The 13539-nt window shown below is 64.0% G+C and carries 13 protein-coding genes; 3 read left to right on the top strand and 10 right to left on the bottom strand.

The annotated features are described in order from the left end of the window. Nucleotides 1–12: 12 nt before the first annotated feature. Entirely contained in the window at nt 13–1056 is a 1044-nt protein-coding gene (locus OEZ71_RS14350; protein ID WP_263740678.1) for an aldo/keto reductase, read from the bottom strand. A 101-nt stretch (nt 1057–1157) separates the two neighbouring features. Here OEZ71_RS14350 and OEZ71_RS14355 point away from each other — a divergent pair, with 101 nt between their 5' ends. From OEZ71_RS14355 to OEZ71_RS14365, 3 genes are all read left to right on the top strand, one after another. Beyond that, a complete protein-coding gene (locus tag OEZ71_RS14355) occupies nt 1158–1826 on the top strand; it encodes an ImuA family protein (RefSeq protein ID WP_263740679.1) in 669 nt (222 codons plus the stop codon). Nucleotides 1827–1855: 29 nt separating this feature from the next. Beyond that, nucleotides 1856–2476, top strand: a complete 621-nt coding sequence (locus OEZ71_RS14360; RefSeq protein ID WP_263740680.1) for a YceI family protein — start codon at nt 1856–1858, stop codon at nt 2474–2476. A gap of 692 nt (nt 2477–3168) precedes the next feature. Then, nucleotides 3169–3870, top strand: coding sequence for a Crp/Fnr family transcriptional regulator (locus tag OEZ71_RS14365; protein ID WP_263740681.1), 702 nt, complete (start codon nt 3169–3171; stop codon nt 3868–3870). Between the two features lie 19 nt (nt 3871–3889). Here the strand turns inward: OEZ71_RS14365 and OEZ71_RS14370 are convergent, their stop codons facing one another. From OEZ71_RS14370 to OEZ71_RS14410, 9 genes are all read right to left on the bottom strand, one after another. Beyond that, a complete protein-coding gene (locus tag OEZ71_RS14370) occupies nt 3890–4132 on the bottom strand; it encodes a hypothetical protein (protein WP_263740682.1) in 243 nt (80 codons plus the stop codon). Next, complete coding sequence (locus tag OEZ71_RS14375; RefSeq protein WP_263740683.1) at nt 4129–4689, bottom strand: cytochrome c oxidase subunit 3; 561 nt, start codon at nt 4687–4689, stop codon at nt 4129–4131. The genes OEZ71_RS14370 and OEZ71_RS14375 overlap by 4 nt, the downstream gene beginning before the upstream one ends. After that, the gene (locus OEZ71_RS14380) at nt 4689–6611 is read right to left on the bottom strand and encodes a nitric oxide reductase activation protein NorD (protein ID WP_263740684.1); all 1923 of its coding nucleotides are present in this window, start codon (nt 6609–6611) and stop codon (nt 4689–4691) included. The genes OEZ71_RS14375 and OEZ71_RS14380 overlap by 1 nt, the downstream gene beginning before the upstream one ends. 8 nt (nt 6612–6619) lie before the next feature. Continuing rightward, nucleotides 6620–7426 carry a CbbQ/NirQ/NorQ/GpvN family protein gene (locus OEZ71_RS14385; protein WP_412175632.1) on the bottom strand — a complete coding sequence of 269 codons (807 nt, stop codon included), beginning with the start codon at nt 7424–7426 and terminating at the stop codon, nt 6620–6622. 5 nt (nt 7427–7431) lie between these two features. Next, on the bottom strand, nt 7432–8796 hold the full coding sequence (locus OEZ71_RS14390) for a cbb3-type cytochrome c oxidase subunit I (protein WP_263740686.1): 1365 nt from the start codon (nt 8794–8796) through the stop codon (nt 7432–7434). A gap of 12 nt (nt 8797–8808) precedes the next feature. Continuing rightward, the gene (locus tag OEZ71_RS14395) at nt 8809–9261 is read right to left on the bottom strand and encodes a c-type cytochrome (RefSeq protein WP_263740687.1); all 453 of its coding nucleotides are present in this window, start codon (nt 9259–9261) and stop codon (nt 8809–8811) included. 99 nt (nt 9262–9360) lie between these two features. Beyond that, nucleotides 9361–10230: an FAD:protein FMN transferase gene (locus OEZ71_RS14400; protein ID WP_263740688.1), complete on the bottom strand. Its 870-nt coding sequence runs from the start codon at nt 10228–10230 to the stop codon at nt 9361–9363. Next, complete coding sequence (locus OEZ71_RS14405; protein WP_263740876.1) at nt 10227–11426, bottom strand: NnrS family protein; 1200 nt, start codon at nt 11424–11426, stop codon at nt 10227–10229. Before OEZ71_RS14405 ends, OEZ71_RS14400 begins: the two co-directional genes overlap by 4 nt. Nucleotides 11427–11428: 2 nt before the next feature. Beyond that, a complete protein-coding gene (locus OEZ71_RS14410) occupies nt 11429–13450 on the bottom strand; it encodes a NosR/NirI family protein (RefSeq protein ID WP_263740689.1) in 2022 nt (673 codons plus the stop codon). Between the last annotated feature and the right edge of the window lie 89 nt (nt 13451–13539).

A 13539-nucleotide genomic window follows, 5' to 3' on the forward strand; every position in this document is an offset into this window, starting at 1 on the left:
TAGTGCACCCGATCAATAGGGCATCGGATGCGCCTTGTGCGCCTCCGCGATCTCGGCCAGCACCTCGTCCGTGAGCTTAATCGCCGCCGCATCCAGCGCGGGTCCAAGCTGATCAAGCGTCGTCGCACCAAAGATCGGCACCGTCGGAAACGGTCGCGTCAGCGTCCAGGCCAGCGCCATCTGTGCGGGGTCGAGCCCGTGGCGATGCGCGATGCCGAGATAGGCCGAAACCGCCTCCCAGACCCGCGGCGTGATGCGGCCGCCCAGCGCAGCGTTCGCCTCGCGCCGCGAGCCGGCCGGGATCACGTCGCCTGCATATTTCCCGGTCAGAAGCCCTGCCCCCATCGGCGAGAAGGCCAGAAGCGTCACCTGCTCATTATGGCCTAGCTCCGCGAGGTCGGTGTCGTAAAGCCGGCAAAGCAGCGAATATTCGTTCTGCACTGAAACCGGACGCGGCCCCCTGCCCTCATCCGCCAGCCGGATCCATTGCGCCATGCCCCAGGCGCTTTCGTTCGACAGGCCCCAGTGCCGGATCTTGCCCTCGGTGACGAGCGCGGCGAGCGTCTCCAGACACTCCTCCATATTCGCGACCACCGCCGCGCGGTCCTGTTTCGACGGATCAAAGCGCCAGTTCTGGCGGAACATGTAGCTGCCACGATTGGGCCAGTGGAACTGGTAGAGGTCGACATGGTCTGTCCGGAGCCGCTTCAGCGAGGCGTCCAGCGCCTTGCGGATCGACCGGCCGTCGATCACCTCGTCCTTGTCGCGCGCGACGGACCCTTCGCCAGCGATCTTGGTGGCGATCACCCAGTCGCCGCGATTGCCGCCCTTCGCGATCCAGTTGCCGATGATCTCTTCGGTGCGGCCCACGGTTTCTTTTCGGACCGGGTTGACCGGATACATCTCGGCCGTGTCCATGAAACTCACGCCGCGTTCGGCAGCCATGTCGATCTGGGCATGGGCCTCGGCTTCCGGCGTCTGGCTGCCCCAGGTCATCGTGCCAAGGCAGAGGGCGGACACTTCAAGATCGGTCGGTCCTAATGTGACGCGTTTCATGGTGCCTCCTTGCGTTGACCCGGCGAACCTTGGCCCGGTGGGGGGCGGGCGTCAAGCAAAGGCGGATTGAGAACATAAAGTGAACAAGTTATTCTTTTCGCATGACGACCCAGAATCTCGCCCGACTCATTTCGCGCCAGAACCGGCGGCCCCGTCCGGGGCTGCCCTTTCTCGGCGCGCTGTCGCTGGCGCGGGCACGGGTGCATGAGTTCTGTGGGCCCGCGCGGCGGGTGCTGGCGTTGATGGCAGCGCGCGCCACGCAAGGCCCGATCCTCTGGCTGCGCCCCGGCTGGCTGCCCGAACGTCTGTTTCCCGAGGGGGTGGTCCCCTTCATCGAACCGGGGCGGCTGATCTTCGTCACTCCGGGCCGGGCCGAGGACCTTCTGTGGTGCTTCGAAGAAGGCCTGCGCGCCGGGGCCACACCCCTCGTCGTCGCCGAACTGCCCGAACCGCCGCGCCTGACCCCGGTGCGACGGCTGCAGCTGGCCGCCGAGACCGGCGCGACAGAGGGCAGGATGGTGCCGACCGGGCTGATGCTGACCCCCGGAGCGGGCGGCGCGCCGGGGGTTGAAAGCCGCTGGTCCCTCGCCCCCGATCACGCGATGGGCCGGACCCGCTGGCAGCTCGACCTGCTGCGCGCCCGCGCCGATCCGCCGCAAAGCTGGGCGCTCACCGCACGCGCGGACGGGGCGGGATTTGCCCTTGCCCGGATGAAATCCCAAGGTCCCGATCACGCGGAAATGAGCGCGGCCGGACATGGGCAGGTATAGACTGGGCCTGATCCAAACCCGGAGCCGACATGCGCCACGCCCGCAACCAAACGGCATTTCTTTTTCTTTTGGCGCTGCTCGCAGCCTTGCGGCTCTGCAGCCTCGCAACCGGCCATTCCCTGATCCCGGCCGCCCATGCGGCGGTCCTGACCTACGTGCTCGACACCGAAGGCTCCGCCGTTGGGTTCGAGACCGATTTCGGCCGCACCCCGATCCGGGGGCGGATGCCGGTCACATCGGCCGATCTCAGCCTTGATTTCGACCGGGCGGCGGCCAGCCATGTCGAGGTCACGCTGAATGCCGATGCCGCGCGGGCAAGCTTTCCCTTCGCCACACAGGCGATGAAAGGGGGAAGCGTTCTCGACACGCGACGGCATCCCGAGATCCACTTCGAAAGCACACGAGTCCGCCCGACCGATACCGGCGCCGCCGTCACCGGGCTCCTCACGATCCGGGGTGTAACGCGCGAGATCACGCTCGACGCCCGGCTCTACCGGCCCGCCGGCACGGAGGCGGGCCATCGCGAAAATCTTTCCATCCTGCTCACCGGAAAGGTCAGCCGGTCCGATTTCGGCGCCACGGGTTTCGCCGATATGGTCGGCGATGAGGTGCGGCTGAAGATCCTCGCCCGAATCCGCCGCGCTGGCTGAACGGGCCCGGTCCGATTGAGCGCCCGCGAAACGCGGGCACAGGCCTTGTGGCACTTCATGCGATTCCGCTCCGCGGGCGGCTTCTAGGCTCCAGACACATTCTTCTTCAGATCCGAAACATGACGGTTGCGTCGGGCACGACGACTTTCTCTTCGCCCCCTCGGAGGTCGGCCCCTCCGTGAGCCGGGCGAAAACCCCTATGTCACCCCATCGCTTCCAACGCTTGCAGAACGTCTTCGGCGCCCCATAATTCCGAGCCGCATCGTACCGCCTCAATTTCTTGCGATTGCTGAAGATAATGCAATCTGGACAGGTCGACCCTCCACATGTGCCTGCCATGGTCATGGGGAAAGGACTTACGGCACGACATCTGGCTCGCCCAAAAACAGTGCGCCGAACCGTTTGCCGATCCTCCTCGATCCGTCAGCCGGCAAACAATGAGTTCGGCCCCTAAACAGGGTAAACCGCTTGTCTCGCGAGCACTCGTTGGCAATGGGTCAGGCAAAGCTCGGCGGGATGGTCCTGTCATTTGGCCTTGCGCGCCAAGATCAGTGTCGGACCGAACCCACCGATGAGATCAATCATGATCTCGACCGCGCCCGCGAAACATGCAATTCGTCGCGCGCGCCCCGCGCTGGATGCTGACGGCGTTCCAATGATCTGATAATGCTTCGCCGGGAAGGGGTGTCTTGATGAAACCGGAATTCGACACGATTGCCAGGCGGTCCATTCTTCTTGCCGCGGTCCCGCCGGACATCTGCAACCATCTTCTTACGAATGCACATATCCGCTCCTTCGACCGCGGTGGCACGATCTTTCTTCAGGGAGAAAGGGCGGCTGCCATCTACATCGTTGCGGATGGTTGGGTGAAGCTCTACCGCATCGCACCCAACGGCGCCGAGGCGATCGTCGGCACCTTCACCAACGGGGCGAGTTTTGGCGAGGCGGTCGCCTTCCGGCACGACAGCTATCCGGTTTCCGCTGAGGCCGTGACGGACTGCACGCTGATCCGGATCGAGGCCGATGTCTTTCTTCGGGTAATCCGCGAAAGCCCCGAAATCGCGATATCGATCCTGTCGGCCACTTTCGCGCATCTGCATTCCCTTGTGGCACAGATCGAACAGCTGAAGGCGCAGACCGGGGCGCAGCGGGTTGCAGAATTTCTTCTGGAACTGTCTAACTGCACGTCCGGCCGGTGCGAGGTGACGCTGCCCTACGACAAGGTGCTGATCGCGGGGCGGTTGGGAATGAAGCCGGAAAGCCTGAGCCGTGCCTTTGCGCGGCTGAAAGGCTATGGGGTCAGCATCCGCCAGAACGTCGCGCTGATCGACGATGTTGCGGCCTTGCGGGACTATATCGAAGAAGACCCGGCCCTCGCCTGGTCGCGTTCCTGAGGGAGTAGGTCAGACGGCCTCAGGCCGCGGCACCGAGAACCGCGAAGACGATCAGCATGAGGATCAGGGCAAGGTCAAAGCCGGCACGGATCGACGGCGCTGTGGACAGCCCCAGATAGCGTGCGAGTATGACATGCGCCTTGCCCCCGGCGAGCGACAGCACCAGAACGACGAAGACCGTACCGCGCATCCCGGACGCGGCCAGCGTGGTGGACGCCGCCGATAGAACCAGAAGCATCAGCCATGCGCGGGTGAGGGTCATAGCAGATAGACCACGGGAAAGAGCAACACCCAGACCAGATCGACCATGTGCCAGAAAGCTGCACCGGTTTCGACCGCGCGCGGGCTGCCGGGAACTGCGACCACCGCGAGAAGGATCATTCCCGCGATCACATGGGCAGCATGAAAGCCGGTCAGCAGATAGGAAAAGGTGAAGAACGCATGAGTCTCGAAGCTGATTCCGGCGGCGGCGAGATCCACATATTCCGCGGCCTTGATCACGAGAAACACCGCGCCAAGCGCAATGGCGCCCGCGACAAGCGACCTTAATCTGCCGATATGCCCCGCCTCGGCGGCCTGAACGGCGCAAGCGGCCAGCCAGCCCGAGGTGACAAGGACGATGGTGTTCACCCCTGCCCCGGCACGGTGCAGATGGGACTGCGCTTCGGCGAAGCCGGAAGGATCCGTGATGCGGACAGCGAGAAAGGCTGCAAGACCCGCGCCGAAGACCACGAGCTCCGACACGATCAGCACCCACATCATCAGTTCGCCAGGAAGCTCGTCGAGGAGGGTGGGGCGGCCTTCAGCTCTCTCCTCCATCAGGTCACGAGCTGTCGGCATATCTGTGGCAGCGCCTGCGTGAGCTTTTCGGGATGCGGGATCAGAACGAAGGCGCCCTGCCCGAACAAACGCGGGAACCACGATTTGCCATCGCGATCCACGGTGATGCCAAAGACCGAATGCCCCGCGCGGCGCGCCTCCAGCACTGCCATCCGGCTGTCCTCGATGCCATGGCGACCTTCATAATGATCGAGATCATTGGGCTTGCCGTCTGTGATGACCAGAAGCAGTCGGCGTTTGCGGGACTGTCTGGAAAGTTCGGCTGAAACGTGACGGATCGCGGCGCCAAGACGCGTGTAATGGCCCGGCTTCAATGCGGCGATGCGCTGTTCTGTCATCATTGTCATCGGCTCTCCGAAATCCTTCACCGTCTGGACGAAGACACGATGCCGCTTCAGCGAGGAAAAGGCGTGGATCGCGAAATCATCTCCGCATGTGTCGAGGCCCCAGGCCAAAGCGGCGAGCGCCTCGCGCTCCACATCGATGACGCTGCGGCCGTCATGGCCGTGGCCTGGGATGGCGCTTTCGGTCGAGCGGGAAACATCAAGCAGGATCGAAACTGCAAGGTCGCGGCGCTCCTTCCGCGTCTGCCGCCAGACGCGGTCGGTGCCCTCGCCGCAGGCCAGAAGCTCCACCCGTGCACGCACGGCGCGTTCGGTGTCCAACTCGTCGCCTTCCGGATGGCCGGGCGTCGAGACGAGGCTTGGACGCAACGCCTCGAACTGGCGGCGGACGGCGCGGATTCGGGCGCTCGCCCGCGGGTCCGCGCGAAAGGCCGGGATCTCGTCGCTGGCCTCGGCACGGGAATGCAGGACACGGGCATGGGCGGGCAGATAGGCACCCGTTCGGACATCCCATTCAGGATAAAGCCGCTCACCTGACAGCGCCTCGCGGTCCACGTCCTCGGGCGCGAGGTCGAGATGCAGCTTCAGTCTGGTGGCCGGAGCCTTCGAAAGCTGCGCGAGCCCAATCTCTTCCTGATCATCGGCAGCCTTGCGGGCGCTGTCCTCATCGTCCTCCTCGACCCTTCGGTTGAGGTTCAGGAACTCTGTCATCGACAGGATCGCCTCGAACTTGTGCAGGATGAAGCTGTCGTTGCGGTCGGCCTGATCGGCCTTGCGGCGGCGGGCACGGCGGGCTGTTTTCTCCTCGGCTTCCTCGGGCGTGCCCTCGGTGGCGCGGGTTTCGACCGCTGTCGCCTCGGACCGCGCAAGCGCGCGGAGATCGGGCCAGAGCGGGACCGGGCGGAAAGGACGGTATCCGCGCGGAGCCTTAAGCGGCAGAGGGGTCGCGGGCAAGGGCGCCGGTTCGCCCAGCGCCTGCCTCACACGCGCTTCGACGGCGGCCTCGACGGGTGGGAGCCGCGCGGTCTGGCGGAAGAGAAGCGTCGCTTCGCAAAGGTCGCGGTAAAGGCGTCTGAGGCCGGGTGCCTCTGCCAGCGCCGCCTCGGTCATGGCGCGGGCGGCATCGATCATCGCTAGGTCCGCAAGCAACGGATCGTCGTCCATGCAAGGGATTGACGAAGGAGCGGCGGCAGCCATGACGGCAAGCCAGATGTAGAGCGCCGCGTTCGCCTCCCTTGCGGGAAAGACGGCCAGGCTTTCCGGCAGCCGCAGGCTCGCACCGTCGAAACTGGCGCGCGGCACAGCCTCGCGCCAGGTGCCCAGGCTTCGCAACGCTGACAGCCGGTGATGGCTGACCTCGTCGGCCACCGGCTTGATCTCGACCGCCGGGTCGCCGCCGAGACCGCGAAAGAGAACTGCCAACCGTCCGCCCACCTCGGAAAGGTGAACGCGGGCTCCTTCGTGGACGGGTTGCCCGTCCAGACGGCTGGCAAAGGCGTGCCACAGTTTCCCGACTGTTTCCTCGGGTTCCCATAGCTCGATCTCGATCCGTGACATCGTCGGCCTCACCCGAAAACGGCGGTCACAAGATCGCGGAGCCCGTTCTTAACATCCTCATCATCTGTCAGGGGTTCGATCATCGCGGCGCGAATGGCGCGGTCCACCGACATGCCGTTGGCGATCAGCGTGGCGGCATAGATGACAAGCCGGGTGGACACCCCTTCCTCCAGATCCTGTCCCTTCATGGCGCGCAGTTTTCCCGCAAGCCGGACAAGCGGTTTGACCCGCTCTTCAGAGAGGCCGGATTCGCGCGCGACCACCGGAATTTCATGCTCCGGCTTAGGGAACTTGAACTCCATCGAGACGAAGCGCTGACGCGTCGAGGGTTTCAGGGTCTTGAGGATGTTCTGGTAGCCTGGATTGTACGAGGCAACGAGAAGGAAGCCCGGTGCGGCCTCCAGTTCCTCGCCCGTCCGGTCGATCGGCAGGATGCGGCGATCGTCGGTCAGCGGATGCAAGACAACGGTCACATCCTTGCGGGCTTCGACCACCTCATCAAGATAGCAGATCGCCCCTTCGCGCACCGCCCGGGTGAGCGGACCATCGACCCAGACCGTCTCGCCGCCTTTCAGCAGGTAACGTCCGATCAGGTCCGCCGCCGACAGGTCGTCATGGCAGGCCACGGTGTAAAGCGGACGGCCAAGGCGGTGCGCCATCGCCGCGACGAAGCGCGTCTTGCCGCAACCCGTCGGGCCCTTCAGCAGGATCGGCAATTCACGGGCCGCAGCGGCAAGGAACACATCGCATTCGTCGCCTTGCGGCAGGTAGAAGGGGGCGTCAGCCGCCCCCTTCAGGTTGAGGGTTCCGTCCATATCCATCACTCCGCCGGGGTCTGCATGCCGGGCTCAATGACCTCTCTCCGCGGGGCAAGGACCGCATAGATGAAGAGAAGGGCACCAAGAACCACGGCTATGCCCGAGGCGAACCGCATGGCGTAGAAGACCCAGAGCTGGTCCTGCACCTCCATGTAGTTCACGCCCATGACGCGCTGCAGATGGGTCTGCACCGTGCCCGCGAAGGTCAGCGTGAAGGTCATGAACACCACACCGCCGGACATCAGCCAGAACGACGCCATGTTGAGCACCTGATTGTAAGGATCACGCCCCTTCAGGATCGGCATCGCATAGCTGATGATCGCGAGGTTGAGGCAGACATATGCGCCATAGAACGCGAGGTGGCCGTGGGCCGCGGTGATCTGCGTGCCGTGGCTGTAATAGTTCACGCCGTGCAGCGTGTGCAGGAAGCCCCAGACACCGGCACCGAAGAAGGCGAGCGTCGCGCAGCCCAGCGACCACAGAAGTGCTGCCTTGTTCGGGTGATCCCGGCGACCCTTCCAGACCATGACAAAGGCAAAGGCCATCATCGCGAAGAACGGTACAACCTCGAGGCTGGAGAAGATCGACCCGATCCACTGCCAGTAACCCGGCGTACCGATCCAGTAGTAATGGTGGCCGGTGCCAAGGATGCCCGAGAAGAGTGCAAGCGCCGCGATGACATAGAGCCATTTCTCCACAACCTCGCGGTCAACGCCCGTCAGCTTCAGCATCAGGAAAGCAAGGATCGAGGCCATGACCAGTTCCCAGGTGCCCTCGACCCAGAGATGGACGACGTACCACCAGTACATCTTGTCGAGCGCAAGGTTCGACGGATTGTAGAAGGCGAAGAGGAACAGGAGCGCCAGCCCCCAGAGGCCAAGAAGCAGGATATTGGTGATCGCCGTCTTCTTACCCGCCAGAACGGTCATCGACACGTTGTAGAGGAAGATCAGCGCCGCCACGACGATGCCGGCCTTGACCCAGCGCGGCTGTTCGAGGAACTCACGCCCCTCGCGGCCAAGCAGGAAATTGCCCTCGAAGAGGTTGAAGAAATAGGTGACGACCACACCGGCCGTGCCGAGAACGAAAATTGCCAGTTGCAGATAGGCGAGCTTCGGGGAATGGATCTCCCGCTCGGCCTCCTCGGGGATAAGGTAGTAAGCCGCCCCAAAGAAACCCAGCAGCAACCAGACGATCAGGCTGTTGGTGTGCAGCATACGACCGACGTTGAAGGGCAGGATCTCGGACAGGAACGTGCCATCGACATAGATCCAGCCAAGGACGAGCCCGAGCGAGACCTGCACGGCAAAGAGCACCATTGCGACCAGGAAGTAGGCCAGCCCTATCTTTTGCGATTGATATTTCATGGTTCTGTCTCCTCAGCCCGCGTCGTTCGGTGGCCAGTCCTGGGCGCGGATCTTGTTCGTCCACAGGAGGAAGTCCGTAAGTTCGCGATATTCCTGATCGTTCAGGCCGAAATTCGGCATCTGGCGGCGGCCCTCGATGCCCGTGGGCATCGCATCCATCCAACCTTTCAGCGCTTCGAATGCCGCCTCAGGATCGTCAGCGACGCCCCAGCGGGTCATCACATTGGCCAGTTCCGGGGCGAAATAGGCGCCTTCGCCAAGGATCGTGTGGCAGTTGACGCAGGCATGTTTTTCCCACAGGTGCTTGCCTGCCGCGACGCTGTCGGTCAGCCCGGCTTCGTCGGTCGATGTCGTTGTTATGTAGTTGTGCGAGTGAACCGTTAGGCCCACGAAGATGATGATGAAGAACAGCGACCCGCCGTAGAAGATATTGCGGGCCATGCTCTTGGTCATGACTTCGCGCATGGCGGAATCCTTCCCGGAGCTGTTTCAGGTAACGCCGGTGTGATCCTTTCGGGAGAGTCGGGCCTTAACAAAAGTCAACCGGAACGCCCGCGCGGCAGTTCAGGCGACGATTTCGATCCGCGCGCCCGGAAATTCCGTCAGCGCTGCCTCCATCGCAGACCGGTCCATCAGGCAGAACGCGGTGGACAGCGCGTCCGCCACAGCGGCTTCGGGCGCGCTGACCGAGATGGTCGACCAGAGCGGCGGCTGTCCTGACGGGCCGAGAATGTGCGATTGCCCGCTGCCGATTAGCGTTCCACGCGGTGAGGACGTGGCGAGCGCCCGGTTGGTCAGACGAACCTCCCTGAGCGTCTTTCCCGCATGGCTGGCTATCGCCGCCGTCCAGCCAGACCGGTTCGGCCCATTCCCGAGCGCCTGGATTTCACCCATATCGATCAGGGCGTCACCATATCCGTCCGCCCGCAGCAGCGCAGCGATCCGGTCGGCCGCCCAGCCCTGCGCGATGCCGTTGAAGGTCAGCGCCTGACCGTGGGACAGACGGACCTCCTCCGGTGCAATCTTCACGCGGGTCCAGCCGATGGTGTCACGCGCCACCGACAGATCCCCACCCCGCGCCTCGGCGAGCCAAAGGGGCTGAACAGTAGGATCGAACGCACCGGACGTCGCGCCGTGAACACGCGCGCAAAGGTCAAGCAGCGCGTGGAAGTCGGACGAGGGCCAGGCAAGTCGTCCATCGCGGTTCAGCCGTGTCAGCGCCGAGTCGCGGTAGAGCGAGAACTGCGCCTCGATCCATTCGATTTCCGCCTCCACCCGACGAAACGTCCGGCGCGCGTGAAGTGGGTCTGCCCCGACAAGACGCAGCATGAGCGCCGCACCGAAGCCGGTACCCTGCCATTCGGACAGGGTCGCGGCCCGCGCAGGCATTGCGAGCGCGCAGGCGGTGAGCGACAGGAAACGGCGGCGGTTCATGTTGTGGGCTTTCCGACGGGGGCTCGGGGGACGCGGGGCAGAAGCCAGGCCGGGATCAGCATCGTGAAGGCCAGTGCGAAGGCGGCGATCCATAGCCCACCCGCGATCAACGATGCCTGCATGTGCCAATCCGGCATCGTGCTGCCGACGTAGCGAGCAAGCGCGGCGAGCGGCATCAGAACATAGGCAAGCGCCACGGGTCCGGGTGCAGCCAGTGGCCGGCCGGTGTGACCGAGCGTCGCCCGCGACAGAACCGACAGAGTCATGCCGCCGACGGCACCGATGCCGAGAAGATGCAGCGCGGCGACCTCGGACCCGATATTAAGATTCGACAGCCCATAAGCCAAAAGCCCCAGACCGGTAAGGCCGTAGGACAAATGCAGCGTCCAGAGGATTGGCCGCCGCACGGTCCAGCCGCCCCGCCAGAGGGTCAGCCGCGCGACGGCGGCGCTGCCCGCGAGTATGGCAAGCAGGCCGGTGATGATTTCGGGCAATCCCGCCAGCACCGCAGGCGGAAGCGCAAGCGCCGGAGCAATAGAAAGCACGGCCAATGGCCTGGGGTTCACGGGCAGCCTGTCCTCGCGCCCGGTGGCCACCATTGCATTGCGCGTAAAGCCCGGTGTCACGCGACCGCCGAGAATGACGATCATCGCGATCAGGGTCAGAAGACCGGCGCGCAAACCCGGCTCCACCCCGTCGGACAGGATACCCAGCCATTCGAGATGGCAGAAAAGGTTGGCGGACCAGAAAAGCGCCAGCGCCAGAAGGAAGATCAGCTGCTGCGGCTTCGGGCGGACCAGAAGCTGTGCGGCGATCTTCAGGGCGAGTATCGGCAGGAAAGCAAGGTCTGCAACCGCAACCCAGAATGGCGGCAGAAGCGCCGAGTCCCACATCGCCAACCGCCCGGCGAACCAGAACAGAAATGCCAAACCGATGAAACGCTGCGGTGCGGCCTTGCCGCCGGTCCAGTTCGGCACCGCTGTCAGCAGGAACCCGCCCAAAGCCGCCGCGCCATAGCCGAAGATCATCTCATGCGCGTGCCAGATGTGAGGCGGCTGCGCCGGGGCAAGAACAGCGATGCCACCCATCGCATCGACCGCGAGGTAACCCTCCCACACCCCCATGGCGACCAGTGCAAAAAGGCAGGAAGCCAGAAAAAAGATGCGGAACCCTTCGGAGAATACTCGCAGGATCATGGTCACGCGGCCTCCGCCCGCGCCCGGCGTTTCAGGACCGGGCATTGTGCTGCGTCATTCATGATCACCTGACACCGCAGGCAAAGGACGCATTCATTGGGATTGATGCGGCCGATCGCGTCGATCGCGCCGACGGTGCATTTCGTTTCGCACATCCGGCATTCGCGCCCGCATTGAGGCCGACGCTTCAGCCAGTCGAAGATCTTCAGTTTCGCTGGAATGGCAAGACCGGCGCCCAGCGGGCACAGATAACGGCAAAAGAAGCGTTCGATGAAAAGGCCTGCGGCAAGCAGCGACAGCGCGAACAGCACGAAAGGCCATGCCCGCAGGAAACGGAGCGAAATCGCGGTCTTGAACGGTTCGACCTCGGCCGCGATCAGGGCGTGATGCATGGAATAGAACGACAGCGCTAGGATGCCGACAAACGCAGTGTATTTGATCACCCAGAGCCGTTCATGCAGCGCCTGCGGCACCGCGATCTGCTTGACACCGAGTTTTTGCGCGGCCGCGTTCGTCAATTCCTGCAACGCCCCGAACGGGCAAAGCCATCCGCAATAGACCCCGCGCCCCCAGAACAGCATCCCAAGCGCCGTAAAGCCCCAGAGAATGAAGATCACCGGCTCGATCAGGAAGGTCTCCCAGCGGAATCCGGTCAGTAGTGAATGAATGAAGGCCACGACCTGAACCACTGACAGTTGCCCGTTCAGCCCCATGCCCAGCACAAGGAAGGTCGCGGCGAGAAAGGTCAGGCGCCCGGTTCTCCACAGACGCGGACGGCGGGTGATCCATTCCTGTGCAAAAAGGATCAATGTGAGGACCGTCAGCATCAAAGCCACGATCGCGATCTGCGGCTGCTTGGCGCGCCACGAGGAGACCCAAAGCGGATCGTCTTCGGGCGGCGGCGCAACGCGGAATGCGCCAGGCAAGCTGTAGGGAAGCGCAATGGTCATCGCGACCTCGCCCGTCTCGGTCGGACGGGTCGCGTTGACCTCGACCGTGAAAGGTAAGGTCGGGTCGATCTCGACCGGCAACGCAAAAAGGCTGATCTCTTTCATCTCAGGCGCGCCTTCTGCACGCAGCCGCTTTTGCATCTGGTATCGGTTCTCGGTCGGTTGCCAGCGCCTATCGCCCTGAACCACGGTGAGGCGGTCAAAGACGCCGGTTTTCCGCCAGTCGGTGCCCCGGTGCGACTGGACACCACGGGACATGACGATAAGCGCCGTGCCCCCGACGCCAAGATTGCCCGTCGCCTTCGTGAAATCCTGCTGGCCCAGCAGGTTACGGCCCACCGTTGGCGTGTCGATAATGCCGGCCCAGAGGTGCAGGAACTCGCCCGGCCCCGGTGTGATCGGCACCTTCGCCCCGGCCAGCGCGGCCGCCGCCTCCGCCATGGTCACGCGCGTCTCGGTCAGTGCCCCCATGGCCACAAGCTCGTCCCATGTGGCGGGCGCATAGGCCAGCCGGTCAACGCCGTTGCTTCCCGCAATCACCCCGCGCGCGATCGCGAGCGTTCGGGCCGTGCGCAGGATGCCGTCGCGAATGACGCCGGTCGATACCGTCGCGCGGCTGATGACATCCGGCAACCCGTCAGGGGATCCGGCGGCCCCGGCAGCACCAAGGTCATGGTCGGCGAAACCGGCGACATAGGCCGCGATATCTTCATCCGAAATACCAAGGGTCAGCACCGGCTCTTCATGCCGGACAAGAAGTGCTCCGCCGATCCTTCCCTCGGGCGTGACCGCCACGAGTACATCGAGCGGGCGGCCGGAATAGCCGACTGAACCCGCAACCTCCCAGGTGGAACCGATATGGCCCGCAACAGTGCCACCCGCGGAAACGGTCCATCCGGGAACGCCGCCTTCCGAACGCGTCACCTGCACGGGCCCGGCCAGACCGAGAAGCGAAGCGGCTTCAAGGGCCGTCGGTGCACGCAGGTCAGGCGCGTCCTCGGCCAGTGGCCCGGCTGCCTGCGCAGGAAGGGCCAGAAGGCAGAACAGCAGAAGGACGCGCAGGATGCGGAACATGTTTCTTCCAGTGCGCGATCCGTCGCAGGCCAGCCTTAACGAAAGTCAAGGAACGGGATTGTGAGGCCACCACATAGTACCGCCAGCCT

It is taken from the genome of Albidovulum litorale, from assembly GCF_025751495.1.
GTDB lineage: Bacteria > Pseudomonadota > Alphaproteobacteria > Rhodobacterales > Rhodobacteraceae > Albidovulum > Albidovulum litorale.